Below are 26,890 nucleotides of genomic sequence, written 5' to 3'. Positions count from 1 at the left end.
TGTTCCTGGCCTTCTACATCGCCTGCATCGCAGTCACCTGGTTCGTCTTCCTGCGCAAGCCGTCGACGCTGACCACAGACGTCGACGAGGCGAAGGTCGCAGTCACGGCGTGAGCGGTCCGCAGAATCTCAGAACTATCTCGTACCTCAGGAAGTAGGCGTCATGAGCAAGTCGGTTGTTGTCATCGGACACGGAATGGTCGGACACCGATTCGTCGAGGCACTGCGTTCGCGCGACGAAGCGAACAACTGGTCGGTGACCGTACTCTGCGACGAGCAGTACGCAGCGTACGACCGAGTCGGGCTGTCCTCGTACGTCGGAGCGTGGGACCCCAAGGAATTGGCGCTGGCCGGCAACGATTACGTCGGTGACGGCCTGGTCGATCTCCGAGTGGGGGAAGGCGCGCTCTCGATCGACAAAGATGCACGCACGGTCACGACGACAACCGGCGAGTCGATCTCCTACGACGCTCTGGTGATGGCGACCGGTTCGTATCCGTTCGTGCCTCCCGTACCGGGGCACGACGGCGACGGATGTTTTGTCTACCGCACCCTCGACGACCTCGACGGTATCCGGGCCGCCGCCGAGAAGGCGGGTCCTGGCGCTGTCGGCGTCGTGGTGGGCGGCGGTCTTCTCGGACTCGAGGCCGCAAATGCTCTCTCGCTCATGGGAATGACGGCACACGTCGTCGAACACAATGCGCGATTGATGCCGATGCAGGTCGACGAGGGCGGCGGCGCACTGCTCGCTCGCCTCGTCACCGAACTCGGTCTCACCGTTCACACCGGAGTCGGGACGGCGGGAATCTCGCAGGCCGACAATGGAATTGTGGTCGAACTCTCCGACGGCTCCACCATCGACGCGTCGCTGCTCGTCTTCTCCGCCGGAGTTCGTCCGCGTGATCAGCTGGCCCGCGACGCCGGCATCGCAGTGGGGGAGCGCGGCGGCATCCTGACCGACCTCGGCTGCGTGACTTCGGACGAGAACATCTATGCCGTCGGAGAATGTGCTGCGGTGGAGGGCCGTTGCTACGGTCTGGTTGCTCCCGGCTACACGACGGCCGAGATCGTGGCCGATCGTCTGCTCGGCGGCGCCGCGGATTTCCCGGGCGCCGACATGTCCACCAAGCTCAAGCTCATGGGCGTCGACGTCGCCAGTTTCGGTGACGCGATGGCGACCTCACCGGGCGCTCTCGAAGTTGTCCTCAGCGACGCGTCCAAGGGGACGTACGCGAAGCTCGTGGTCTCAGATGACGCGAAGATCCTGCTCGGCGGCATTCTTGTCGGTGACGCGTCGGCCTACGCGTCGCTGCGCCCGCTGGTCGGTCGCGAACTACCCGGTGACCCGGCGACATTGATCTCGCCTGCGGGGGAGAAGCCGGGTGCAGGCTCGCTGCCCGACGATGCCGAGGTGTGCTCGTGCAACGCGGTGACCAAGGGAGCCATCTGCGGCGCAATCGCGGCCGGCGCATGCGACATTGCTTCGGTGAAGGCGTGCACCAGCGCCGGAACCACTTGTGGCGGTTGCCTTCCCACTGTGAAGCAGCTGCTGGCCGATTCCGGCGTCGTGATGTCGAAGGCACTGTGCGAGCATTTTGCGCAATCGCGGGCCGAGTTGTTCCAGATCGTGCAGTCGACGCAGACCAGAACCTTCTCGGCGCTGATCGCCAAGTACGGTAAGGGCGCCGGTTGCGACATCTGCAAGCCCGTAGTCGCTTCGATTCTGGCATCGACGGACTCCGATCACATCCTGCACCGCCAGCAGGCGTCGTTGCAGGACACCAACGATCACTTCCTCGCGAACATCCAGAAGAACGGTACGTACTCCGTGGTACCTCGTATGCCTGGCGGCGAGGTCACGGGTGAGCAGCTCATCGTCATCGGTGAGGTGGCGCGTGATTTCGGCTTGTACACGAAGGTGACCGGCGGTCAGCGCATCGACTTGTTCGGGGCTCGTGTCGAACAGTTGCCCGCGATCTGGAAGCGTCTCGTCGACGCCGGGATGGAATCGGGTCAGGCGTACGGCAAGTCCCTGCGGACGGTCAAGAGCTGCGTCGGTTCGAGCTGGTGCCGCTACGGCGTTCAGGACTCGGTAGGAATGGCCGTCGACCTCGAGAACCGCTACCGCGGCCTGCGTTCGCCGCACAAGATCAAGTTCGGCGTCTCGGGATGTGCTCGTGAATGCGCCGAAGCGCGTGGCAAGGACGTCGGCGTCATCGCGACGGAGAACGGTTGGAATCTGTATGTGGGCGGCAACGGCGGACAGTCGCCCAAACACGCTCAACTGCTTGCCGGAGGCCTCGACGACGCAACCTTGGTCAAGTACATCGACCGCTACCTCATGTTCTACATCCGCACCGCCGATCGCCTGCAGCGCACGGCGCCGTGGGTCGAATCACTCGAAGGCGGACTCGATCACCTCAAGGCCGTTATTTGTGAAGACAGCCTGGGAATCGGCGAAGAACTCGAGGCTCTGATGGCCAAGCACGTCGAGGGCTACCAGGACGAATGGGCTGGTGTGCTGGGTGATCCGGAGAAGCTGTCGAGGTTCGTCTCATTTGTGAATGCACCGGAAGAAGCCGACCCGACGGTTGTGTTCGACGAGACCGGAGTGCGCAAGGTTCCAGTCCTGATGGGTATGCCGAGCATCCCTACGCGCCGGTAATAGTCGCGTAACCCGTGGGAAACACGGGGTCCGTAGAAACGTAGACAAGAACCCGCGCGACGTTGTCGCCGGATCGACAGGAGGACTTCGATGAGTGTCATCGATGCGCAGATCGCCAAGCTGGATTCGGATCGACTCGAATGGACGTCGGCCTGCCCGCTGAGCCATCTGATCCCTGGACGCGGGGTCGCCGTGCTTCTTCGCGGCGGCGAGCAGGTGGCGCTGTTCCTGCTAGAGGACGGCACACTGCGGGCTGTCAGCAACTTCGATCCGTACGGCCGCGCCGCCGTGATGTCACGCGGACTCGTCGGCGACCGGGACGGTGAACCGATCGTGGTCTCGCCGCTGCTCAAGCAGGCGTTCTCGCTGGTCGACGGCCGAGCGCTGGACGACTCCGCGGTCGCGCTGCCGGTATACGGAGTTCGCGTGTGGGCAGGCGTCGTTCAGGTACACAGCCTTCAGATGCAGGGCGTTCGCTCGACTGTCGCCGATGCAGTCTCGTGAGTGACGACATGCCGTTGGCTGGATTCACGGTAGGTATCACCGCTTCGCGCCGCGCCGAGGAATTCGCGACGTTGCTGACTCGTCGGGGAGCGGACGTCGTTCACGCTCCGGCGATTCGGATCATCCCTCTCGCCGACGACCGCGAGCTCGAAAGGGTGACACAGCAGATCATCTCGGATCCTCCCGAGGTGGTTGTCGCCACCACCGGGATCGGATTCCGGGGTTGGCTGGAAGCAGCCGACGGGTGGGGTGAGGCGGAAAATCTCGGATCCGCGTTGGGCTCGGCTCGTCTGCTCGCGCGCGGACCCAAGGCCAAAGGGGCAATCCGCGCGGCCGACCTTCGTGAAGAATGGTCTCCGGCATCCGAGTCTTCCGCCGAAGTGCTCGAACATCTTCTTGCAGAAGGTGTCTCGGGAAAACGAATCGCCGTTCAACTGCACGGCGCCACTACCGAATGGGAGCCGATTCCCGATTTCTGTCAGGTGCTGCGCGACGCGGGCGCCGAGGTCATCGCGGTCCCTGTCTATCGATGGGAACCGCCGGAGGATCCGACGCTGCTCGACCGGATGATCGACGCCATCGCTTCAGCCGGAATCGACGCCGTCAGCTTCACCAGTGCACCGGCCGTCGCGTCGATGTTGATGCGCGCCGACAAGACCGGGGATCTCGGCGACATACTCGACGCGATGCGGGGTCCGGTGGCGGCAATGTGCGTCGGCCCGGTCACCTCGGCGCCGCTCGAAGCCTTGAATGTACCGACCACAGCCCCGGCGCGGGCACGTCTCGGGGCGCTCGCGCGACACATCGTCGACGAACTCCCGCAGCGAGCCAACAAGATTCAAGCCGGCGAACACGAAATCAGCATCCGCGGCGGTTGCGTCGTCGTGGACGGTGAAGTGAAGCAATTGCCGCCGGCTGCGATGTCGCTGATCCGCACTCTCGGTGCCAGCCCCGGCCGAGTCGTCTCCCGCGACGAACTTCTGGCTTCTCTTCCCGGTGGCGGCGGCGACACCCACGCCGTCGAGACCGCCGTCGCCCGATTGCGCGCGTGCCTCGGTGCGCCCAAAGCCGTTCAGACCGTGGTCAAGCGGGGCTATCGACTTGCCCTCGACCCCGGCGACTACGTACAGAATCCAGGTGACTATGCAACGCGATGACGATGTACTCGTACTGGTAGCTCACGGCACGCGTAGCCCACGTGGCGTGGAAATGGTTGCTGCCCTTGCCGAAGCCGTCGGCACGCGCGTCGGACGCACGCGCGTTGCCTTTGTCGACGTGCTCGGTCCGTCACCTTCTGAAGTCCTCCGGGACACTCCGGGGCGAGCGATTCTCGTACCGGCCTTCCTGGCGTCCGGCTACCACGTTCACACCGATGTTCGACGCGAAGTGGCGATCAGTGAGCACTCGGCTGTGACTGTGACGCCCGCACTCGGACCCGATCCGGCGCTTGCGCGCGTGCTGCTCCGACGCTTGACCGAAGCGGGGTGGAGTCCAGGCGACGCGATAGTGCTTGCTGCCGCCGGGTCCTCCGATGCGCGGGCGCTGCGAGACGTCGAGCGTGCTGCGCTGATGCTCGCCGAAGCGGCGGGGGTCCGGGTGGACATCGGATACATCGCGACCGGGGAACCGAAGGTAGCCGATGTCGTTGCAGCAGCACGCGTTCGCGGCGCGAAGCGAGTGTTCGTTGCCTCGTACCTCCTCGCACACGGACTGTTTCACGAAAGATTGCACGCTGCAGGAGCCGATGGTGTGACCGAACCGCTCGGCGTCGATCCGGGAGTGGTGGACCTTGTCGTGAATCGGTATGAGAGTGCGCGAAGGGAACTAGTATCGCTGCATGACGTCTCACTCCGTAACGCCGACGTATGCCGACCTGGTCGCCGCAGTTCGTGAATCCGACGTCAAGGCACAGGCTCTCATCGGCGGACTGACCGAAGAGCAGGCGCGGGAGCCCTCCGGGCTCCCCGGGTGGAGCCGGGGACACGTCGTGACGCACATGTCGCGCAACGCCGACGCGCTGGGCAGATTTGTTGCCGGAGTGCAGGGCGGCGAATCGGGGGAGATGTATCCCGGGGGACCGGACGCGCGCAATGCTGCAATCGAGGAAGGTGCAGATCGCCCGGCTGAGTTGTTGGCTCTCGACTACCGCTTCTCGGGAACGAGACTGGTCGACGCGTTGTGCGAGATCCAGGCAGATCGACTGGACACGCCGGTGCCGTGGCGCAAACCTGTGACGGCATTCGATCTACCGATCCTGCGCTGGAACGAGATCGAGATTCACCTGATGGACCTCGACATCGGCTACACCTGCCACGACTGGCCTGCCGAGTTCGTGGAATTCACTCTCGCCCGTCAGTTGGGCGCACTCGAGACAGCGGTCCCGGGTGTACGTGTTCCTTCGCTGTCGGATGCGGAGACCTTGGCCTGGTTGGTCGGGAGGCCGACGAGGGTGGGGCTGCCTACCCTCCCTGCCTGGCCTTTCTGAGACACGGCCTTTCTGAGAGTTAGAACAGGGTGGGGGCGCTGACGTCGTTGCGTGCTTGGGCCAACCGCGCACTCCACCGTTTCACCAACCACATCTCGACGATCTCGGGTTGGGTGCCGGCGGCATAGGCCCAACTGTCGAGCAGTTCGCAGTACCGGCGGTAGCGACGCGTCGTGAAGCCCGTGACGGAAGGATCCTCGAGCCAGCCCTCGTGGATGAGTGTCGAGACGCCGTACTGATCGATCATCTGAGCGCGTCGGCCTTCGTCCTGTACGCCCACCGCCCACATGAAAGCGGCCATGAGTGATACCCCCACGCCGGGGGTGAGTGGCCACCCGGACCAGGTGTCGCGCCGCACGACCGGCATCGACTTGTTTTTCGAACAGTGATCGAGAATGGCTGTGATCTGGGTCAGCGGATCCTCGTCTTCGCGGTGATGCGGATTGAAGACGTTGGGGAACCGCCGCGTGAACCGTCGGCTTTCGTGCGAGCCCTGCCAGGCCGCGCAGAGAAAGAGCAGTCCGAGGCCGTCGTGCTGGGCGACAACGAGGTCGCTCGACGGGCGAAGGTCGTTGCGTTGAACGATGGCTCGGCCTTCGGTGATCACTTTGCCGTCGAGATCACGCCCGCGCAGGCTGATGGTGTGGCCGGCGTCCTTCAGGTGCGCGTTCCACCAATCCAGGTCGACGGTCGCTTCGTCGTCGAGGACGTGCAGTGGAAAGGTGCGGGAGCGGCACCACTCGACCAATGCGTCCGGCGGTTCGAATCCTTCGTCGACACGATTCATGGCGCGATGATCCCACGAGTCGCCGACAGGAATTCGTCCGACGCGCAGGTCACCGAGATGGAACCGGACACTCGCGGTACGCTCCGCTCATGAAATTGGCGTCCTCGCAGGTGCGGCCGGCGCTGTGGACGGTAGCCATCGCCTTGACGGCCACGGGTCTGAGCGGATGCATCGGTGCCGTCGATCGGATGGATTTCGACAACCAGATGCGCGAACGTGGCGGTGGGATGACGTCGGAGTTGGTGCGAGGCGGGTTCGACAGCCTCGCACATAGATACGGCGTCGACGCGATATCGGTGACCAGCATCGACATCAGCCCGATCGAGACGCTCGGCGTCACCGTTCGTGACCCCGGGAAGCCGTCACAGCTCGACAGATTCTCTTTCGACGGCGTCATTCTCGGCGAGCCCATCCCCGTGCAAGTCAGTGTCACCGACGATCTCGATGCGCGATCGTTCACGCTGGATCAAGTGCCGGCATTGGCGAATGTCGAGAAGTTGGTCGACGACGCGCTGGCGAGCAGCGGAGTCGACGACGGCGAAGTCTCCGGGATCTCGGTCAGTCGCACCGAGTCGATACACGCCTCCGTGATGGTGGAATCCCCACGCTCGCGAGTACTTGTGGTCTTCGAGCCTGACGGAACTCCCTTTCTGGTGCAGCCGCTGTGAGCCGCCGAATCGCTCCGTTACTGATCTCGGTAGCGGTGATCGTGGTCGTGGGAATCTTTGCCGCACTGCTGTCTTCGGTGATCTGGCCCGGCCAGGTCGCGCACTTGGCGCCGATCTTCTGTGAAGAACCGACATCGAGCGCGATGGTCGTCTCGGATTCCTTTACCGACGGCGACGGTACGTCCACCAATTTCACGCTGTACTGCGTCGGACCGCGCGGTCAGACCGTTGATGCCGGCTGGCTGCTGCCGTTCTTGGTGCTGTGGGGCGTGTATTCGCTGGTGCTCGCGATCGTGGTCGGCGTGATCGTGCTGGCGGACGTCGGCCGGCGCGGGCGCCGAAACCGCTGACCCGATCAGCGTGGGAGGACGACCAATTCGGCGACGGCGCCGTCGTCGGAGTGTGCCGGTACGAGTGCAAACGCCGAGCGTTCGATCAACCCCGCAAGGTGCGCGGTACGTACAGACGGATCGGCGCGCCAGCGACCGTCTTCGGATTGTGTCACCGGCAACAGGCGTACCGCATCGGAACTCACCGCAGCGGCGTTCTCGATGATGCCGAGTAGTGGCGGCGGCGTGTCGCTTCCGGTCAAGGCGGCCACGACGGTGGGCAGCATCGTCAACAGGGTGGTCACGGCGGCATACGGATTGCCGGGGAGGCCGAGAACCACCAGACCACTGGGCAGGACGGCCGTTATCTGAGATCCGCCGGGGCGCGAGGCGACTCGCCCGACAATCGTGCGAGCGCCGAGTCGATCGAGCGCACTGCGCATTTCGTCGGCAGCGCCGCCTCCCGTCGCACCGATGACGACGAGTAGATCGGCTTCCTGGTCGACTCCGTCTGCGAGCACCCGCTCGAAACTGTCCGCAGTGTCTCGCAGGTGCGAATTCGCCACGCACTGTACGCCGTTGCTTTCCAGTAGGTAGGGGAGAATCCCGCCGACGGAGTCGCGAGTCTGACCTTCACGCAGTGGACCGGTCCGCCGGATCTCGTCGCCGGTGACTATCAGGCGTGCCCGTACCGGACCACGGACGAGGGCGTCGAACACTTCACCGCTGGCAGCTGCGGAGATCACCGCCGGAGTCACCGCGGTACCTGTCGGGGCGATCGTGAATCCGGTGGTCCAATCTTCCCCTCGTGGTCGAGCGTCGTTGCGGTGCGGCGAATCCGGCAGTCTCCGTACCATCCGAGATGGCTCGTCGACGGACAGATACTCGTCACGAATTACCGAGGTGGCGCCGAGGGGCAGGTGTGCTCCCGTGGCAATGCGAATCGCTTCACCTTCGCCGAGTTCGAGTTGTCCGTCGGCGCCCGCGATGCGGATCTCGGTGAGGATTCGCCAGGGGCCCTCGCCGGAGACCGCGTACCCGTCCATCGCCGAAACGTCTGACCTGGGAAGATCACCCAGGGCGACCAGAGGCTGCGCGAGCGTTGCTCCGAGGCTGTCGGCGAGATCGGCACGGTGCGGCGGCAATGCTGTCAGCGAGTTCCTGACGGCGGCGCGGGCTTGATCGACCGTCAGCCGCGGATGGCTTCGCGCGCGATCGATGTCTTCCGGTGTGTCGCAGTCGGTCGTACCAGCGACACTCAGCGTCGAGAACGGCTCGGTGACAATCGCTTTCATAGGTTGGTTCTCCAGCCCCGAACTCTCCCGCAATGTGGACAGGCGTTGCCGGAGTTCGCGAAATGTCCATGCGGAGAACAGGAATTGGGTTCGGTTGTTCTCGTCCACGGCACACGTCACCGGATTGTCCGTCGACGTGGCAGCGATCAAGGCGTCGACTGATTCGGCCTCGATGTGCGGCAGGTCGGACGCCAGCACCACCACCACGGCGTTATCGGGTAACCGGGTCGCAGACAACCCGGCCCAGATCGCCTCGACAGGGCCGGCTCCGGCCGGAGATTCCTGAGTTTGGGTGATTCCAGGATCAAGTTCAGGTCGATGCGGGCCGACCACGACGACGGCGTCGAGATGCGACGTTGCTGAGAGCGCGATGTCGAGGAGTCTGCGACCGTGTACGAGAAGGCCAGGTTTGTCGACACCACCCATTCTGGTCCCGCGACCACCCGCCAGAATGACGGCGGCAGTCGGCGGCGTGGTGGTCATGCCTCCATGCTGCCCCATCGCCGGGGTGAGGACGACCGGTGACACGGGATCAGAAGTGAAACCGTGCCTTCTTCAGGTCGATCCGACCCTCCTTGATCGGTACCCCTTCGAGTTCGAGCTTGGCGATCTGACGATGAGCCAGGTGCGCCGACGGTTTGCCGGAGGCGCCGAGAACCCGATGCCACGGCAGGTCGGCAGAGTCCGTCCGCATGATCCAACCGACCGTGCGAGCACTGGAAAGTCCTGCAGCATCAGCGATATCGCCGTACGTCGCCACGAAACCGGCCGGAATCGACGCGATGAGTCGCCGTACCTCTTCGATCTGCTCTTCGGTGGTGGCTGCCATGTCGGTTCCTTCAGAGCATGCTGCGAACGAGGGCGGCGACTTCGTCGGCCCGCACGTGCGGGACCATGTGGTCACAGTCGAATTCGACGCTGGTCAGATTTTCACCGAGGTGCTCGGTGAGCGCTGCCCGGAACTCGTCGGTGACGTACGGAGGCTGGACTTTCATCGCTTGAACCAGCACGGTCGGCATGGAAGGCGGTGGCAGCACGATCGGGCGAGCGAGTTCGCCCCACCCGGTCACGATCGCGGGCGTGGACAGGCGCCAGTTGACGCGCCCGTTGCCCAGTTGAATCAGGTGCTCGGCCATCTCGACGTCGAGGTCCTGGGTGGGAACCTCACCCCACGAGCCGTGAATCTTCTCGGAGTACGCCTCGGCCGCATCGGTGTAATCCGGTGAGCCGATTGTGAGTTCGGCCACTTCCTGCATGAAAGTCGGATCCAAGCCGATCGCTGGATCGAGCAGAACGAGCCCACGAACGCGTTCCGGCGCGGTGGCCGCGAGGTGGAGCGCCAGCATTCCGCCGAACGAATGCGCGACGATCACCACCGGTCCGTTTGCATGTTCGTCCAGTGTCTCGAGCAGGCTCTCCACGTGGGATTCGATGTTCCACGGGGGAGCCCAGGTCGAGCGTCCGTGACCACGCAGATCGGGCGAGATCCAGCGCGCTTGGGGCAGTTGGTTCTCGGCCATCGACTGCCAACGGCGGCCGTGACCGGTCAGACCGTGCAGCGAAAGGATCTCCGGCGCCCCGACGGGTCCGTAGAGATACGTATGGAGTGCAGACACGAGGTCAATCATGCCGGAAGCAGGCGATGTGTGAGTTGTCGGTGCGCTCTGGTGGAATGCCTGGGTGAGTGAGACGGCAACACGCAGCAAGGTCACCATTCCGCGGGCGCGGTTGGTGCACCGAACTGCGCCGTCTCCGATACCCCGAACGTGGGATGAAGGGACGACGCGGCTCTTCGCGCCGCCGTCCGAGGATCCGTTCCAGCTCGCGTTCGGCCCTGTTTCATTCGGTTCGGCAGCGGCTTGGAATCCCTGGCAGGTACTCGGCAGTCCCGGAACCGGCAAGACGTCCCTTCTCGTGGATCTGGCAGTGCAGAAGATCTCGGGTGGCGAAGATCCTGAATCGGTCCTGGTGCTCACCCAGTCACGCCGAGCCGCGACGCAGGTCCGAGAGCAGATCACCGCTGGGTTGCTCGGGTACCAACAGGAACGCGGACCGCAGGCAACCCGTGAGCCGCTGGTACGCACCGTTCACTCCTACGCCTTTGCCGTTCTCCGGCTTCAAGCCGCAGCACACGGCAATGCGCCGCCACGCCTGATCACCGGCGCCGAGCAGGACTCGGTGCTCCGAGAGATGTTGCGCGGAGACATCGAAGACGGCGCCCTCCGGTGGCCGGAGCGCCTGCGACCCGCATTGGGTTTGAACGGATTTGCCGTCGAACTTCGAGATCTGATGCTGCGAGCCAACGAGCGCGGGCTCGGCCCCGAAGATCTGGTCAAGCTCGGCAAGAAGCGTGGCCGTCCGGAGTGGGTGGCGGCCGGGCGGTTCGCCGAGGCCTACGAGCAAGGCGTGCTGCTGCGCGGCAGTGTCGGTGTCGAGGCTCCGGAGGCGACGGCGCCGGCACTCGACGCGGCCGAGTTGATCGGTGCGGCCTTGACCGCGTTCGCCACCGATCCCGAATTGCTTCGCTCCGAGCGCGCTCGGATCCGGCACCTCCTTGTCGACGACGCACAACATCTGGATCCGCAGGCGGCGCAACTGGTTCGGTTGATCGGAACCGGAACTGCGGGCACGGTCATCGCCGGTGATCCCGATCAGTCCGTCTTCGGATTCCGCGGTGCGGATTCGGCGTTCCTGCTCGGACTGGCCGAGCGCGGAGACGAGCGCCAGATCGTTCTGCCCGTCACGTATCGCAACAACGCCGACGTCGCGTCGATCGCGGCCAAGATCGCTGCGCGGCTGCCCGGCAACTTGGCTCATCGCATCGCGGTTCCATCCGATCTCACCGATGAGAATCCGGGACGGGCGTCGGTGCGGGTTCTCGGTACGACGGCCAAAGAGGCGGCAGTCGTCGCAGATACCTTGCGCCGAGCGCATCTGCTGGACGGGATTGCGTGGTCCGACATGGCCGTCATCGTGCGGTCGGTCCCGCGCACTCTCGCCCCTCTCCGGCGAGCCCTGCTCGCGGCGGGGGTGCCCGTCACGACCGCTGCCACCGAATTGCCGCTCGCGCGGCAACACGGAGTGTCCGGCCTGCTGCTGGTCCTTCGGGCGCTCGGCGGCGATCAGTTCACCGGCGACGACGCGCTTGCCCTGATGGCCGGTCCCATCGGCGGCGCCGAACCGGTCACCCTGCGCCGGTTGCGTCGTGGCCTGCGCCGGGTCGAGTTGGCATCGGGAAGTGATCGGGACTCCTCGGAGTTGTTGCGGCTCATTCTGATCGACGAGGATCGTGCGCAGTCCAAGCGCCTGATGGGCAAGCTGACAGACGTCGAAGCTGCGGCCCTCAATCGCGTGCTGTCGGTCCTTCGCAAGGCCCGAGTGCCTCTCGAGCGTGGTCTCGGGGTCGAAGAAGTTCTGTGGGCGGCCTGGCAGGCGACGGGGCTGGAACGGCGGTGGGCGGCCGCGTCGGCGCGCGGCGGACCGATCGGCTCACAAGCCGATCGAGACCTCGACGCCGTAGTCGCACTCTTCGACGCGGCTGCCAACTACGTCGACCGGCTGCCGCGTTCGCAACTCTCCGGTTTTGTCGACTACCTGACCAGCCAGGAGATACCGACCGACTCGCGGAGCCGATCGGTCATCGCTCCCGACGCCGTCACCGTGGTCAGCGCTCACGCCGCGGCGGGGCGCGAATGGGCGGTGGTGGCGGTGGCGGGTGTGCAGGAGGGGCTCTGGCCGAGTTTGCGGGCACGCGGCTCGCTACTGCGTACCGAAGCTCTTATCGACCTGGTCAACGGAGTCTCCGACGGCAGTGACTCGGCTGCCGAACGACTCTCGCGAACCGCGCCGCTTCTGGCCGAAGAACGCAGGTTGTTCCTGGTCGCCTGTAGCCGTGCTCGTCGCCGTCTGCTGATCACCGCAGTCGAATCGGCTTCGGGGGACACCGACTTGGTGCCTTCGCGGTTCGTGGACGAATTGATCCGTGGTGACGCGTACTCGGACGACCCGTCCTCCGATCTCGACGTCGTTGCACCCGAGACCGGGGATACCCGGGTTCTGTCGCTGCCTGCACTGGTCGCACAGCTTCGCAGCGTGGTGTGTGATCCCGACATCGCGCATTTCGACCCCGAGAAGCATTCTCGGGCTGCTCGCCAGTTGGCCCGTCTGGCTGCGGCCGGAGTACGAGGCGCGCATCCGGATCAGTGGTACGGCACAGCCGAGCCGAGTACCGCTGCTCCCATGTGGCAACCCGAGGACGGACCGGTTTCACTGTCCCCGTCCACCATCGAGCTTCTCGAAACATGTCCTCTCCGATGGGTGTTCGAGCGTCACGGTGGCAGCGACGGAGACAACACTCATGCGATCGCCGGTACGCTGGTCCATACCTTGGTGCAGGCACTGGCCGGCCGGATTCCACCGGATCAGGTCGAGAAGGCACTCGAAAATGCCTGGGAATCCATCGATCTGGGATCGCAGTGGTACTCGCGCCGTGAACTCAATCGAACTCGGGAGATGCTGGCGACGTTCACGGCCTGGATGAACGCAACTCGCGGTGAGCTGACCGAAGTCGGCGTCGAGGTCGCGGTCGAGGGGGTCCTCGAACCGCGCGAAGAAGGAGCGCCTGCGGTCAAGCTACGTGGCCGGATCGACCGGCTCGAGCGCGACACCGAAGGTCGTCCAGTGGTTGTCGACGTCAAGACTGCGCGAAACCCCGTCAGCAACGAGGCCGCGCAATCTCATGCGCAGTTGGCGGCGTACCAGGTCGCAGCGGCCGAAGGTGCGATTGCCGGCGAACCGGCCACACAACCCGGCGGTGCACGCCTGGTATTCGTGGCCAAGTCCAACAAGAAGGACGGTGCGGCGCAGCGAGTTCAGCCGCCGCTGACGGCCGAAGCTGTCGAGATGTGGCGAGACGTCATTCACAACGCAGCGGCAGCGACCCAAGGGCCGCAGTATCTGGCCAGGGTCAACGACGGATGTAGACATTGCCCGGTGCGTTCGAGTTGCCCGGCACACGACGAGGGACGACAGGTGAGTAACTAAGTGGCTGCCGCGACGCAGAAGGCACGCCGACCGAAGATCGACCCTGTCGACCTGGCGGTCGCGCTCGGTCAGCACCCTCCGACGCCCGAGCAGGCAGCAGTGATCGCCGCACCGCTCGGTCCGACATTGGTGGTCGCCGGCGCCGGTGCCGGAAAGACCGAGACGATGGCTGCTCGCGTCGTGTGGCTGGTTGCCAACGGCTTCGTCGATCCCGAGGCGGTTCTCGGCCTGACCTTCACGCGCAAAGCGGCGCAACAACTCACGTCGCGAATCCGCAAGCGGTTGGCGCGGCTGGCGGGTTCGGACGTTCTGCGGGCACTCGACCCGACCGGCGGAGTCCGTTCCCGGATTCTGGCCGGCGAACCCGAAGTCAGTACCTACCATGCTTACGCGGGACGGTTGCTCTCCGAACACGGACTGCTGTTGCCCATCGAACCCTCGGCGACGTTGTTGTCCGAGACCGAACTGTGGCAGGTTGCGCACCGCGTCGTGAGCGGCTGGGACAGTGATCTGGACACCGACAAGAATCCGGGTTCGATCACCGAGACCGTTCTGGCTCTTGCCGGTCAGTTGGCGGAGCACCTGGTCGATCCCGAGCAGTTGCTCGAGGCACACACCGAGCTGGACAAGCTGATTCACACTCTGCCCGCCGGCCCGAAACAGCGGGGTGGACCGAGCAAGGAGCTGTTGAATTACCTTGATGTGCAACATAAGCGCATCGAACTGTTGCCTCTCGTCGCCCGGCTGGGTGAGACGCTGCGGCGTGAAGGCGCATTGGATTTCGGCAGCCAGATGTCGCTGTCTGCCCGGGTCGCCGCCGAGCATCCCGAGGTCGGGCAGACCGAGCGTGAGCGCTTTCGGGTGGTTCTTCTCGACGAGTACCAGGACACCGGTCACGCTCAGCGAGTGTTGTTGTCCTCGTTGTTCGGTGGGGGAGCCGACGGCCGTTTGGCGCTGACGGCCGTCGGCGATCCGATGCAGTCGATCTACGGTTGGCGCGGCGCGTCGGCGGCCAACCTGCCCCGGTTTGCAACCGACTTCCCCCTTGCCAACGGAAAACCGGCTCCGACGCTCGAACTGCTCACCAGTTGGCGTAACCCGCCGGAGGCTCTCGAGCTGGCCAACCTGTCTTCGGCGCCGTTGCGTCGACGCGGCGTGGCCGTCAGTACCCTGCGTGCACGGCCGGGAGCCGTCGCCGGAGACGTTCGACTGGCGCTTCTGGGAGACGTCGAACAGGAACGTCAGTGGGTGGCGGAGAAGATCGCCGAAGAATACGAGGCGGCACGTGCCGAAGACCGCCCGACGCCCACGGCAGCGGTGTTGATCCGCCGGAACGCCGATGCCGCTCCGCTGGCCGAGGCCTTGCGGTCCAAAGGTCTGCCGGTCGAAGTGGTCGGACTCGGTGGGCTCCTGCACACACCCGAGGTTGCGGACGTGATCGCCATGCTCCGGGTGGTCGCCGATCCGCTTGCAGGAAGCGCAGCTGTTCGGCTGCTCACCGGCGCGCGATGGCAGATCGGCGCGAAGGACCTGGCCGCACTCTCTCAACGCTCCCGCGAACTTGCCATCTCCGCGGGATACGGAACGGCGGGTGCGGTCACCGACGCCGAGGCGCTCACCTCGGCGGTCCACGATGCTCTGCCCGGGGAGAACGCCGAGCAAGCAGGATTGGTCGACTCGATCTCCGATCCAGGCCCGGCAGAACGCTATTCGGCTCTCGGGTACACACGCATCAATGCGATAGCGGCAGAGTTGGCGTCGTTGCGCGAACGTATCGGCCAGCCGCTCACCGAATTGGTGGCGGAGGTCGAGCGGGTGCTCGGGATCGGAATCGAGGCGGGCGCACGGACCCGAGTCGGCGTCGTCGGGACCGCGGGCCGCGAGCATCTCGACGCCTTCGCCGACGTCGTCGCCAACTACGCGACGCGTCCAACTGCCAATCTGACCGGGATGCTGGCTTTCTTCGCGGCAGCTGAACAGATCGAAAAGGGCCTCACGCCAGGCGAAGTGGAGGTGGCGCCGGATCGGGTCCAGATCCTGACCGTGCACTCGGCGAAGGGGCTCGAATGGGAAGTAGTGGCGATCCCGCATGTCAGCGACGGGGTGTTCCCCTCGTCCACCGCGTCCGGATCGTGGCTCGGGGCGCTCGCCGAACTGCCACCGTCGTTGCGTGGTGACCGGGCGGTCGACGCGGATTCGGCCGACGGAGTTCCGGTGCTCGACCTCGAGGAGCTCTACAACCGCAAGGACCTCGAGAACGCGATAACGGCGCACAAGAAGGCCTTGTCCAACCGTCGACTGGACGAGGACCGGCGGTTGTTCTACGTCGCGCTGACCAGAACCGAACGGGCGCTGTTCATCTCGGCGCATCACTGGGCGGAATCCGGTTCGGAACCGAAGGGGCCTTCGGAGTTCCTGGACGAGCTGCATCAGATGGTCACGGCCGACAACGATGCCGATGAGGAAGACTCACGCGGTGCGATCGGTGTCGTGGAGGAATGGGCGCCGGCCCCGGAACCCGATACCGAGAACCCGTTGGCCGCCACGCCCCGTACGGCGCAGTGGCCGCCGGATCCGCTGGGTGCGCGGCGCGGCGCCGTCGAGGCCGGAGCCGCGAGCGTCCTGTCCGCTCTCGCTTCGCTGCCGCAAGACAGCGAAGAGGCGGAAGAACCGGAGGACGATCCGGAGAACTGGGCCTCGGACGTCGACGTGCTCCTGGCCGAGCGCGAGGCCCGCGCAAACGCGCGTGCCGAAGTGATTCTCCCGGCGCAGCTTTCGGTGACTCAGCTCGTCGACCTCAAGGCAGATCCGGACGAACTGGCGGCTCGCCTACGTCGTCCGCTGCCGTATCCGCCTAACCCGTTGGCTCGTCGTGGAACCGCTTTTCACGCCTGGATCGAGCGAAGGTTCGGTGCGACTCGGCTGTTGGATCTCGACGAGCTACCCGGCGCCGCGGATACCGGCGCGGGTCCCGAGACCGACCTGGTGAAACTTCAGGATGCGTTCTTGCGGTCCCCGTGGGCCAATCGCAGCCCGATCGAAGTGGAAGTTCCTTTCGAAACATCCATTGCCGGAACGGTTTTGCGCGGTCGGATCGACGCTGTGTTCGCCGATCCCGACGGCGGATGGACGGTGATCGACTGGAAGACCGGTGCCGAACCGTCGGCCGCCAACGAGGACGCTGTTGTGATGCAGTTGGCCGCGTATCGGGTGGCCTGGGCCGAATTGATGTCAGCCAGAGCTCGTTCTGCGGGGCGCAACGAACAGTTTCCGGCCGACAAGGTGAGGGCGGCGTTTCACTACGTTCGATCGGGTCGCACCATCGCACCCGAGAACCTGCCGGACGGTGAGGCTCTCGCTCGCCTCATCCGAACGGCAGGCGCGCAAGATTAGCTTGCGTTTCGACGAGCCTTGAGTGCTTCGGTCACCAGCGGGACCTGCAGGGGGAGACGTGCGATCGAACCGATCTTCTGCGGTGTGGACGTCTTCGGGCTTCGGCACCAGTCGATCGCCATCTGGATGTTGGCGGGGAACACGGCAACAAAGAGCGCGGCGGCAAGGCCCGCGCCGAGCTTGCGGGTCTTCGGCACGGCCAAGGCAGCGCCGATCGCCAGTTCCGCGACGCCGGACACCTGGGTGTAGGTGCGGGCCTGTCCGGGAAGCTGGCGGGGAACGGTGCTGTCGAAGAACGAGGGCGCTGCAAAATGCATGGTGCCGGCGCCGAGAAGGAGGGCCGACAAACGAAGAGCGGCCGCTTGGCTGGGAGTGGACGTCGAACCGGTGAAAGGCATTTGCCCAGCCTGCCTCACGGTGGACCTTCTTGCCACTACCGGCGCCACGACCCGCGCGCTATTCGGCGCCCGAGTTCCGAAGTCGATCTTCGAGGGTTACGCTGCCTGCCGATGTCCGTGTAGGTATTTCGTAAGTTCGAGTGAGAGAGTCGATGTATGGCCGGTAAGCTCCGGGCGCGTTTGACCAGGTCGGAAGCATTGACCGATCAGCCTGACTTCGCCCTTGTCGGGGTGCTGCGCATTCCCCAGCTACAGACCAGTCCGGCGCGGGCCATCTACAAGCGAGTTCTCATCGCATTGGGTGCTCTCGGCGCCGCCGTGTTGATCGTCTACATCGATCGCGCCGGATACCGAGACGCACAGGACAACGAGCTGTCGCTGCTCGACTGCATCTACTATGCGACGGTTTCGCTCTCGACCACCGGCTACGGCGATATCACTCCGTTCACTCCGTCGGCGCGCCTGGTCAACGTCCTGTTGATCACGCCACTTCGAATCTTCTTCTTGATCGTGTTGGTCGGAACCACACTTTCAGCTCTGACCGAGAGTTCGCGTCAGGCGTTCAAAATTCAGCGTTGGAGGCAGCACGTGCGTAATCACACCGTCGTCGTCGGATACGGGACCAAGGGGCGGACGGCAATCGAAGCAATGCTCGGTGACGGTGTACCGGCGTCGGAGATCGTGGTCGTCGATACCGATCAGACAGTCCTCGACTCCGCGGCGAGCAAGGGCCTGGTGACGGTGTTCGGTTCGGCGACGAAATCGGACGTACTCCGGTTGGCAGGTGCGCAGAATGCGTCGTCGATCATCGTCGCCACGAATCGTGACGACACCGCAGTGCTCGTGACGCTGACAGCCCGCGAAATCGCGCCGAAAGCCAAGATCGCCGCAGCCATCCGTGAAGCCGACAACGCGCATCTTCTGCGTCAGTCCGGCGCAGACTCGGTGGTCGTGTCCTCGGAGACGGCAGGTCGACTCCTCGGCATCGCGACCACAACGCCCACTGTCGTGGAGATGATCGAAGACCTTCTGACCCCGGAAGCCGGATTCGCGATCGCCGAGCGCGCAGTCGAACGTGACGAGGTCGGCGGCTCTCCGCGTCATCTCTCCGACATCGTGCTCGGGGTAGTTCGCGACGGCCGTCTGGTTCGCGTCGGTTCGCCCGAGGTGGACGCCGTCGAGGAGAACGATCGCCTGCTCTACATCCGCCGCGTCACGAACTGAGTGCTGCCGAGCTTCGTGCGCGCAGTAATGTCGTGAGCGTGAACGACTTCCAGCTGACCGAAACACCGCTGCTCTCACGCTCGAGCGTCGGCCGCGCCGAGGAATTGCGGTCGGATGCCGCCGCACTGACCACGGGTTGGGCGGACGCGCTGCTCCTCCGTGTGAATTCACGGGGTCAGGTCAAGGTCTCACCGGAAGGTCAGTTGGTCTTCGCCGAGGCAACCGAACTGGGTCCGGAACCGGTGCGCGGTGCAGTGTTCCTGGGAATTCGGGAGAATCGCCACGTCTGGGCGGTGCGGGTGTCGCTGCTGGCGGGCACGTTGTCCGAGTTGCGCATGCTCGGCGGAACACTCGACGACGCCGACGCCGGTTTGTTGACCGGTGCCGTCGCGATTCTCAACTGGCACGACAGTGCCGGATTCAGCGCTATCGACGGCGCACCGAGTGAACCCACCATGTCCGGCTGGTCACGCATTTCCACGTCCACCGGCCACGAGGAGTTTCCCCGAACGGATCCGGCGGTCATCTGCCTGGTGCACGACGGCGGCGATCGAGTTCTACTCGCTCGTCAGCCGACCTGGCCGCAGCGACGTTTCTCGATTCTCGCGGGATTCGTCGAGGCCGGGGAGTCGCTCGAAACGTGCGTTGTCCGCGAGATCAAGGAAGAAGTCGGCATCGACGTGCACAGCGTTCGATACCTCGGGAGCCAGCCTTGGCCGTTCCCTCGCTCGGTGATGTTGGGCTTCGCCGCAATCGGCGACCCCGCCGCTCCGCTTCTGTTCGCGGACGGCGAGATCGCCGAGGGCACCTGGTTCACGAAGGACGAGGTGCGTGCCGCTCTCGAACTCGGCGACTGGGGTTCGGAAGCGGACGCGCCACTGCTGCTGCCCGGCTCGATCTCCATCGCTCGCGGAATGCTCGAGAGCTGGGTCAAATAGGAGCTGGGTCAGACAACAGCCTGAAAGGCTCTACAGTCCCAGGGCCTGCTTGACCTGGTTGAGCGACGGGTTGGTCGCGACGCTGCCGTCGCCGTACTTCACGGTCGGAACGACGTGATTTCCACCGTTGACGCTGCCGACGAAATCGGCTGCTGCCGGATCGTTCTCGATGTCGATCTCGGTGTACTCGATTCCCGACGCGTTGAGCTGCGTCTTGAGGCGGCGGCAGTAGCCACACCACGTGGTCGAGTAGATGGTCAGGGCAGGCGCATTTTCGGTAGAAGTCACGGCCGATATAACACCACGACCGAGAGCGTTGTTCCGTATCGGCCCGTGTTCTCTTGCCCACATACCGTCGGGCGCGGCGAATGGAGTGTCGGAACGTCCTGCCATGATGGTCCCCATGCCTGCGGACACCGGACTGGATCCAGAACAATCGGCCGCCGTGCTCGCGCCACGCGGCCCGGTATGTGTCCTCGCGGGCGCTGGAACAGGCAAAACCCGCACCATTACCCGCCGGATCGCGCATCTGGTTGCCGACGGTCATGTCTCCGCCGGCCAGGTGCTTGCCGTGACATTCACAGCGCGAGCGGCCGGCGAAATGCGTGGACGGCTTCGTGAGCTGGGGGTTGGTGGAAGTGGGCCGCAGGTACAGGCTCGCACCTTCCACGCCGCCGCTCTTCGTCAACTCAAGTACTTCTGGCCGCAGGTGATCGGTGACACGCCGTGGCGTCTGCTCGATCGGAAGTTCGCGGTTGTCAGCAGTGCCGCCGCTCGTGTCGGGTTGTCCACCAGTACGGAAAGCGTGCGCGACCTCGCCAGCGAAATCGAGTGGTCCAAGGCCTCACTGATCGCGCCCGAGGACTACCCACGCGCGATAGCCAGGATTCATCGCGAGGCGCCGGTCGATGCCACCAAGGTTGCGCAGGTCTACGCGGCATACGAAGAGCTGAAGGCACGTGGCCAGGACGGCATGCTCCTCGATTTCGACGATCTCCTACTTCACACCGCGGCTGCGCTCGAAGAGCATTCGACGGTTGCCGACGAGTTCCGCGAACGGTACCGCTGCTTCGTGGTCGACGAGTATCAGGACGTCACCCCGCTGCAACAGCGGGTGCTCGACGCCTGGCTCGGCGACCGCGACGACCTGACCGTGGTGGGCGATGCGAATCAGACCATCTACTCCTTCACCGGCGCCACCCCGAACTATCTGTTGGACTTCTCGCGAAAATTCCCCGAAGCGACCGTCGTCCGGCTCGAACGGGACTACCGCTCCACCCCTGAGGTCGTGTCGCTGGCGAACCGCGTGATCGGTGCAGCGCGCGGACGGATCGCCGGGACGCGTCTTCAGTTGATCGGGCAACGCGCTCCGGGGCCTGAACCGGAGTTCATGGAGTTCGACGACGAGCCTGCCGAAGCGCTCGGCGTTGCGCGGGCGATCAAACGGCTGATCGCGGCAGGCACTCCAGCGGCCGAGATCGCTGTTCTGTATCGGATCAATGCTCAGTCGGAGGCGCACGAGCAGGCACTCACCAAGCTCGGCATTCCGTTCCAGGTGCGTGGTGGAGAGGGCTTCTTCACCCGCACCGAGGTCCGTCAGGCAGTGGCGGCGCTGCGTCAGGCCGCCGGACGAGACGACCTCCCCGAAGGCGCAGACAACGGCGAAGCGCTGGTTTCACTGGTTCGCGCTGTACTCGCGCCACTCGGTCTGACCAACGAAGAACCTTCGGGCACGCAAGCCCGCGAGCGCTGGGCGTCGCTCTCGGCTCTCGTGGCGCTGACCGAAGAACAACTCGTCCACGAACCCGAACTGTCGCTCACCGGGCTTCTACAGGAGCTAACAGCCCGAGCCGAGGCGCGGCACCCACCGACCGTGCAGGGCGTGACGTTGGCTTCCCTTCACGCGGCCAAGGGGCTCGAATGGGATGCGGTGTTCCTGGTCGGCCTCAACGACGGCACCCTGCCGATCCAACACGTTCTCGGCGACGCCAATTCGGGCGCCGACGACGTCGCGGTGGAGGAGGAGCGTCGGCTTCTGTACGTGGGTGTTACCCGCGCCCGCGAGCATCTGCAGCTGTCTTGGGCATTGGCTCGCAATGAGGGGGGACGCAAGTCCCGTCGCCGGTCGAGGTTCCTCAACGGGCTCATCCCCGAGGACTCACCGGCTTCGCGCGTTGCCGCGCCGTCGTCGGGGAACAAGAAGCGTCCGCGCTGCCGCGTCTGCGGCAAACCGTTGATCGGGACGTCGGCGACAATGCTCGGGCGCTGCGAAAAATGCCCGTCCAATGTCGACCTGGAATTGCTCGAGCACCTCAAGGCCTGGCGGCTGGACAAGTCCCGAGAACTCAAAGTTCCGGCCTATGTCGTCTTCAGTGACAACACACTGATGGCTATTGCCGAACAACGACCACAAGACAATCGTGGACTGGTTTCGATCCCTGGAATCGGGCCGAAGAAACTCGACAACTTCGGGGAAGACGTACTAGCTGTCATTCGCGGCGAACTGCGTGCGGCAACACTCGATATCTGAAATGCATCCGAATCGACAACGGTGAGTTACATAACCGCAGGTCAAAAATAGGTTGTGCAGATTCGACGAATTCTCTACTCTGGTTTTCAGTGTTACGGGGCAACCTGTGCGCAGAAACTATCCGGACCGACACGAAATGGAGGTGGCAAAAAAATGACGAACTTGATCTCGTATGAAGCGTGCGCAAGCGCAAAGTTCGCTGTTGCCGCCCCCATGCTGCCGCGTGCAGCGGGATGGGCGCAGCATGCGTTCCGCCTGCGCCCTCAAGCAGCAGCAAAGAAAGCAGCTGTCGAGTCCGTGTTCTTAAGCCATCGAGGTATTTCTCGGTAGGACACATCCGTTCACTTACGGCCACGGACCCGCAGCCCCTGCGGACCGTGGCCTTTGTGTTGGATACCCCTCTTTATCCGGTTTCCGACTCGGCTCAGGTTCGCACCCATCGAACCCATATCGTGCGACACAGTTTCGCATCCGAGCACTAGGAGACCGAGTTGTCTGCCCAGACAATCCGCGTGGAATCCGAAAACTCCACCACTGCAGTAACTTCCACCGACGTCACTTCGGCTGCAGTCACGTTCATCGAGGTTGCGTCCACCCGCCGCGACCTGCCGTGCCGGGCATCCAACCCCGATCTCTGGTTCGCCGAAGCTCCGGCCGAACTCGAGCAGGCCAAGGCACTGTGCGCGCAGTGCCCCATCCGTTCCCGTTGTCTCAGTGCGGCTCTCGACCGCGCCGAGCCGTGGGGGGTGTGGGGAGGCGAGATCCTCGATCAGGGGGCCGTCATAGCGCGCAAGAGACCGAGGGGGCGCCCACGCAAGCAACTCGTGTGCGCGTGAGAGCCCTATTCGGCGGAGCCGGTGTCATAGTCGGCGGAGCCGGTGTCATCCAGAACCGGCTCCGCGAACCCTGGCAACCAACGAGTCAGGATTTCCATGTACGGGGCATATGCGTCCAACTGGGCGCATATGCCGACCGAACCGAGAAGAACTCGGAAGATCATCAAATACTCGGCCGGAAGGTTGAGTGCACGGGCCGTTCGGAACTGCGCACTGTTGAAGTCAGTGGCGGTTCCGGCGGCCTTTTGCAGCCACGACCGAGTGAAGTGAAATGACTCGGTCTGGATCGGGTCGGTGAAGGGTCGCAGGTAATCCGCGATCTCCTTGTCGGTCACCGTGCGTCCGGGAATCACGAAACCGTTGGCGCGCAACAACTCCGTCAATTCGTCGAATTGTTCCTCGACAGCCAAGCGCACCATCGTGCCGAGAACCCGTGGCAGTCCGTTCGGGAACGGCGCAGCCGCACCGAAGTCGATGACGCCGAGTCGGCCGTCCTCGAGAAGCATGAAATTGCCGGGGTGCGGGTCGCAGTGGAGCAAGCCGACACGGGCCGGAGACGCGAAGTGGAATTCGGCGAGTAGTGCACCGGCAGCATTGCGCTGCTCCGGCGTTCCACTTTCGATGATTCTGGTCAACGGGGTTGCCGTCATCCATTCGGTCACGACCACTTTCGGCGCGCTCGCCACGACGTGCGGGATCACGAATTGGGGATCGCCGTCGAATTCTTTTGCAAAAGCTCGCTGATTGTTCGCCTCGATCCGATAGTCGAGTTCTTCCTCGGTGCGCGCGGTGAACTCCTCGATCACGGGGCGCACATCGACACCGGGCATGACCGAACCGAAGAGACCGGCAAATCTGCCCAAGGTCTTGAGGTCGGCGCGTAGAGCTTCGTCGGCGCCGGGGTACTGAACTTTCACGGCCACGTCGCGGCCGTCCGCCCAGACCGCACGGTGAACCTGCCCGATGCTTGCCGACGCGGTCGGTTCGTCGTCGAACGACTGGAATCGGTCGCGCCATTTGGTTCCGAGTTGCTGATCGAGCATCTTGTGTACTTGCTTGGTCGGCAGCGGCGGGGCGGCGGCCTGGAGCTTGTTCAGCGACTCGCGGTACGGCTCCGCGAATTCCTCCGGAATCGCCGCCTCCATGACGCTGAGCGCTTGGCCCAGCTTCATCGCGCCGCCCTTGAGTTCGCCCAGCACCGCGAACAGTTGCTCGGCGGCCTTCGCGCTCAATTGCGCGTCGATCTCGCCTTTGTCGCCGCCGGCGAGCTTGCGTCCGAAGCCCATGGCGGCGCGACCGGCCATCCCCAGGGGGATGCTCGCGAGTTTGGCAGTACGGGCAGAACTCTTGCGTGGGATCTCGGACACCACACCATCATGTCTGACTGGGGCGTCCTTTGCCCGAAACAGGTGCCAGGTATTGGCAACTGCAAGATATTTGCCGAGGCCAGCGCCTGGTTGTGATCCGATACGGACGGAGCGCGATCTCGAGCGTCGACGACAGACTCGCCGCATGCGTCGCCGCTGTCTCGGATAATGCGGAGTCGATCTCGGCCAGGGCCAGCGCGACACTTGCATGGATCATCGCCGATTCCGCGTGGCCGGCGCTGCCGAGTAGCTGCGCGGACAGATGAAGCCAATGAGGGTCGAGTTCGGATCGGATGATGTCGGCGCATCGCAGGCAACTCGACTGGCCCGGCACGACAAGAGGACCGATCACGCCGTTGCCGTCGCGGATGCGGACGGAAAGGTGGGGGAGTCCGCAGCGAACGAGATCGCTGACCAGGCGAGGATCAGTGACAACGTCGTCGGCCAGGACCACCAGTTGTTCGTTCCACGTGCGCACGACGTCGGTGTTGCGATACCCGCGCGAGCGACGCGTGCTTACCCCGCCGGTGACCAGGGCGCGCTCGACGGCGTCCGAGAGTGGACCGACACCGTGGATCCGGACGGACACGGTCCTCCTGGCGGCAGTGTGGACGAATCCGGAATCGGTGAGTTGCTCGAGCAACTTCTCCGTCACCGACGTCGAAATCCCGCGCGTCGATGCTTCCCACAGGATGGTCGCGCGGGATCTGGAGCCGTCCATTTTGCGGAGGATCGACTTCACCGCGCGCGCATCGACCCCGACAGGCAGCGTCAGCAGGACGGCACGTCCGGGTGTCCATCCCAGCTGCAGCCGACCGTCCGGGCGCGACAGAACAGCGATCCGCGGGTCCCATCGGGGTCCCGCGGATCGCTGTGACGTGCTGTTCTGTGTGGTGTCGTCTTGCGTGTCACCGGTCATCGTTCGATGCTGGCACGGCGGGCCGTCGGCGAGTCCGCGTCAGTGACAGTTATCCACAGGACGTCAGCATGGCTGAACTGCGAAAATGTGTCGAGAAGGAATTATTTCTCTTCGTCGTCCTCGCGGGTCTTGTCCATCGCTGCCTCGGCCGCACGCTCTTTTGCCTCGACGGCTTCGAGCTGGGCGATCGGGTCGTCGAAATTGCCGGCTTCGCCGCCGCCGAGGACCCGGGCGACAAATCCGTCCGGTGCGTCGAGATCGCTCGAATCGGGCATGAGGTCGGGATGTGACCAGACGCCGTCACGAACGTCCATACCGGCTTCCGCGGTGAGCTTCTGCCACAACCCGGCCGCTTCACGGACCTTGCGAGGACGAAGTTCCAGTCCGACCAGCGTCGCAAAGGTCTGTTCGGCGGGGCCGCCGGTGGCACGGCGACGCCGCAACGTCTCGCTCATCGCGGCAACACCAGGCAGTCGCTCGCCGAGTGCGGCGGTGACGACCGTCTCCACCCAACCCTCGACCAGCGCAAGCAGAGTCTCGAGCCGTTCGAGAGCGGCTTTCTGCTCCGGGGTGTTCTGCGGCTCGAACGTGCCCTGCTGCATCAGTGCTTCGAGCTTGCTCGGATCGGTGAGAGCGGACGGGTCGAGGTCCTTGGCAAATTCTTCCATCGCCGAAAAGTCCATCGTGATCCCGCGGGCGTATTCCTCGACTGTGGCGAGAACACGCTGTCGCAGCCACGGAACGTGACTGTAAAGGCGCTGATGAGCTGCTTCCCGCGCGGCGAGGAACACCAGAACTTCCTGATGCGGCTGTTCGAGACCCTCGCTGAACGCCTGAACCGCAGCGGGGAGAAGGGCCGCGGTGCCCTCTGGTCCGAGGGGCAAGCCGATGTCGGTGGAGGAGAGCACCTCGGTGGACAGTTGGCCGAGTGCCTGGCCCAATTGCGAGCCGAACGCGAGTCCACCCATCTGGCCGAGCATGCCCAGCATCGGGCCCGCCATCTGCTGTGCTTCGGCGGGAAGTCCCTGGACCCACATGCCCGCCACCTTCTCGGCCACCGGATCACAGAGTCGCTTCCACGTGTCGATCGTGTTGTCGAGCCAGTCGTTCGGAGTCCAGGCGAGAGTGCGGCTCGCTCCGGCAGGAAGCGTCGTTGCGGCGTCCAGCCACATCTCGGCCAGATGTGCGGCGTCGGCGATCGCCTTGACATTGCCCTCGGTGATCGGTGTAACCGATCCGATCTGTTGGCGTGCCAGCTTCTTGGCGATGTCGTAGTTCACCGGACCGGAAGTACCGCCCTGGCCCATCGACGAGCCCATCCCGCTCAGCATCTGACCGAACTGGGTGAGCATCTGGCCGAGCTGAGCCGGATCGAATCCCTCACCGCCCGCGCCGAACCCGAACGGCGTGTCACCACCCCCGAACGGATTGCCACCCGCCGCGTTCTTGTCGCGATCGGGATCGTCGTCGGAGTTGGAGAAGCCGAACGGCATATTGCTCATACCTCAAC

22 protein-coding genes are annotated in these 26,890 nt (G+C 64.5%); 13 read left to right on the top strand and 9 right to left on the bottom strand.

The annotated features are described in order from the left end of the window. Nucleotides 1–162 precede the first annotated feature (162 nt). The 5 genes from nirB (at nt 163) to ACKAMS_RS15945 (ending at nt 5,653) form a co-directional block, all read left to right on the top strand. Entirely contained in the window at nt 163–2,664 is a 2,502-nt protein-coding gene (gene nirB / locus ACKAMS_RS15965) for a nitrite reductase large subunit NirB (RefSeq protein WP_408989230.1), read from the top strand. Between the two features lie 90 nt (nt 2,665–2,754). Continuing rightward, a complete protein-coding gene (gene nirD / locus ACKAMS_RS15960; protein WP_019747813.1) occupies nt 2,755–3,168 on the top strand; it encodes a nitrite reductase small subunit NirD in 414 nt (137 codons plus the stop codon). Further along, on the top strand, nt 3,165–4,325 hold the full coding sequence (locus ACKAMS_RS15955; RefSeq protein WP_019747814.1) for a uroporphyrinogen-III synthase: 1,161 nt from the start codon (nt 3,165–3,167) through the stop codon (nt 4,323–4,325). The genes nirD and ACKAMS_RS15955 overlap by 4 nt, the downstream gene beginning before the upstream one ends. Continuing rightward, nucleotides 4,312–5,061 (top strand): sirohydrochlorin chelatase, encoded by a 750-nt coding sequence (locus tag ACKAMS_RS15950; RefSeq protein WP_408989232.1) that lies wholly within the window; start codon nt 4,312–4,314, stop codon nt 5,059–5,061. Before ACKAMS_RS15955 ends, ACKAMS_RS15950 begins: the two co-directional genes overlap by 14 nt. Then, nucleotides 5,006–5,653 carry a maleylpyruvate isomerase family mycothiol-dependent enzyme gene (locus ACKAMS_RS15945; RefSeq protein WP_020907123.1) on the top strand — a complete coding sequence of 216 codons (648 nt, stop codon included), beginning with the start codon at nt 5,006–5,008 and terminating at the stop codon, nt 5,651–5,653. The genes ACKAMS_RS15950 and ACKAMS_RS15945 overlap by 56 nt, the downstream gene beginning before the upstream one ends. A gap of 19 nt (nt 5,654–5,672) precedes the next feature. On the opposite strand, the gene ACKAMS_RS15940 is transcribed toward ACKAMS_RS15945, so the two are convergent. Then, on the bottom strand, nt 5,673–6,440 hold the full coding sequence (locus ACKAMS_RS15940) for a hypothetical protein (protein WP_003942311.1): 768 nt from the start codon (nt 6,438–6,440) through the stop codon (nt 5,673–5,675). 89 nt (nt 6,441–6,529) lie between these two features. Here ACKAMS_RS15940 and ACKAMS_RS15935 point away from each other — a divergent pair, with 89 nt between their 5' ends. Then, a complete protein-coding gene (locus tag ACKAMS_RS15935; RefSeq protein WP_029255052.1) occupies nt 6,530–7,108 on the top strand; it encodes a hypothetical protein in 579 nt (192 codons plus the stop codon). Then, nucleotides 7,105–7,458: a hypothetical protein gene (locus ACKAMS_RS15930; protein ID WP_020907125.1), complete on the top strand. Its 354-nt coding sequence runs from the start codon at nt 7,105–7,107 to the stop codon at nt 7,456–7,458. The genes ACKAMS_RS15935 and ACKAMS_RS15930 overlap by 4 nt, the downstream gene beginning before the upstream one ends. Nucleotides 7,459–7,463: 5 nt before the next feature. On the opposite strand, the gene ACKAMS_RS15925 is transcribed toward ACKAMS_RS15930, so the two are convergent. From ACKAMS_RS15925 to ACKAMS_RS15915, 3 genes are read right to left on the bottom strand one after another with little or no spacing between them, the layout of a single operon-like run. After that, nucleotides 7,464–9,215, bottom strand: coding sequence for an NTP transferase domain-containing protein (locus tag ACKAMS_RS15925; RefSeq protein WP_408989229.1), 1,752 nt, complete (start codon nt 9,213–9,215; stop codon nt 7,464–7,466). Between the two features lie 49 nt (nt 9,216–9,264). Continuing rightward, the gene (locus ACKAMS_RS15920) at nt 9,265–9,561 is read right to left on the bottom strand and encodes an MGMT family protein (RefSeq protein ID WP_019747820.1); all 297 of its coding nucleotides are present in this window, start codon (nt 9,559–9,561) and stop codon (nt 9,265–9,267) included. A gap of 10 nt (nt 9,562–9,571) precedes the next feature. Beyond that, the gene (locus ACKAMS_RS15915) at nt 9,572–10,360 is read right to left on the bottom strand and encodes an alpha/beta hydrolase (protein ID WP_031333161.1); all 789 of its coding nucleotides are present in this window, start codon (nt 10,358–10,360) and stop codon (nt 9,572–9,574) included. Nucleotides 10,361–10,412: 52 nt separating this feature from the next. Here ACKAMS_RS15915 and ACKAMS_RS15910 point away from each other — a divergent pair, with 52 nt between their 5' ends. Both ACKAMS_RS15910 and ACKAMS_RS15905 read left to right on the top strand, forming a co-directional pair. Next, nucleotides 10,413–13,775, top strand: a complete 3,363-nt coding sequence (locus ACKAMS_RS15910) for an ATP-dependent DNA helicase (protein ID WP_020969239.1) — start codon at nt 10,413–10,415, stop codon at nt 13,773–13,775. Then, nucleotides 13,776–17,168, top strand: coding sequence for an ATP-dependent DNA helicase (locus ACKAMS_RS15905; protein ID WP_047889472.1), 3,393 nt, complete (start codon nt 13,776–13,778; stop codon nt 17,166–17,168). Here the strand turns inward: ACKAMS_RS15905 and ACKAMS_RS15900 are convergent. Further along, nucleotides 17,165–17,566, bottom strand: a complete 402-nt coding sequence (locus ACKAMS_RS15900) for a membrane protein (protein WP_019747824.1) — start codon at nt 17,564–17,566, stop codon at nt 17,165–17,167. The genes ACKAMS_RS15905 and ACKAMS_RS15900 overlap by 4 nt on opposite strands. Before the next feature lie 156 nt (nt 17,567–17,722). On the opposite strand from ACKAMS_RS15900, the gene ACKAMS_RS15895 reads away from it, so the two are divergent. After that, nucleotides 17,723–18,790, top strand: coding sequence for a TrkA family potassium uptake protein (locus tag ACKAMS_RS15895; RefSeq protein ID WP_003942296.1), 1,068 nt, complete (start codon nt 17,723–17,725; stop codon nt 18,788–18,790). 38 nt (nt 18,791–18,828) lie between these two features. Continuing rightward, nucleotides 18,829–19,728 carry an NAD(+) diphosphatase gene (gene nudC / locus ACKAMS_RS15890; RefSeq protein WP_007731249.1) on the top strand — a complete coding sequence of 300 codons (900 nt, stop codon included), beginning with the start codon at nt 18,829–18,831 and terminating at the stop codon, nt 19,726–19,728. A 30-nt stretch (nt 19,729–19,758) separates the two neighbouring features. Here nudC and ACKAMS_RS15885 read toward each other — a convergent pair whose 3' ends face one another. Next, complete coding sequence (locus ACKAMS_RS15885; RefSeq protein ID WP_003942350.1) at nt 19,759–20,016, bottom strand: mycoredoxin; 258 nt, start codon at nt 20,014–20,016, stop codon at nt 19,759–19,761. A 103-nt stretch (nt 20,017–20,119) separates the two neighbouring features. Here ACKAMS_RS15885 and ACKAMS_RS15880 point away from each other — a divergent pair, with 103 nt between their 5' ends. Continuing rightward, complete coding sequence (locus tag ACKAMS_RS15880; RefSeq protein WP_408989228.1) at nt 20,120–22,258, top strand: ATP-dependent DNA helicase UvrD2; 2,139 nt, start codon at nt 20,120–20,122, stop codon at nt 22,256–22,258. A 512-nt stretch (nt 22,259–22,770) separates the two neighbouring features. Further along, a complete protein-coding gene (locus ACKAMS_RS15875; RefSeq protein WP_003942321.1) occupies nt 22,771–23,094 on the top strand; it encodes a WhiB family transcriptional regulator in 324 nt (107 codons plus the stop codon). Nucleotides 23,095–23,099: 5 nt separating this feature from the next. On the opposite strand, the gene ACKAMS_RS15870 is transcribed toward ACKAMS_RS15875, so the two are convergent. The 3 genes from ACKAMS_RS15870 to ACKAMS_RS15860 form a co-directional block, all read right to left on the bottom strand. After that, nucleotides 23,100–24,464 (bottom strand): AarF/ABC1/UbiB kinase family protein, encoded by a 1,365-nt coding sequence (locus tag ACKAMS_RS15870; RefSeq protein WP_192804599.1) that lies wholly within the window; start codon nt 24,462–24,464, stop codon nt 23,100–23,102. Nucleotides 24,465–24,468: 4 nt separating this feature from the next. Then, on the bottom strand, nt 24,469–25,380 hold the full coding sequence (locus ACKAMS_RS15865) for a hypothetical protein (RefSeq protein ID WP_053062054.1): 912 nt from the start codon (nt 25,378–25,380) through the stop codon (nt 24,469–24,471). A 101-nt stretch (nt 25,381–25,481) separates the two neighbouring features. After that, entirely contained in the window at nt 25,482–26,882 is a 1,401-nt protein-coding gene (locus tag ACKAMS_RS15860; RefSeq protein WP_019747829.1) for a zinc-dependent metalloprotease, read from the bottom strand. Between the last annotated feature and the right edge of the window lie 8 nt (nt 26,883–26,890).

Source organism: Rhodococcus sp. 5A-K4, from assembly GCF_046097995.1.
GTDB classification, from domain to species: Bacteria; Actinomycetota; Actinomycetes; order Mycobacteriales; family Mycobacteriaceae; genus Rhodococcus_F; species Rhodococcus_F erythropolis.
Note: the sequence above shows the minus strand (reverse complement) of the source record. Positions and strands in the feature narration are given on the sequence as shown.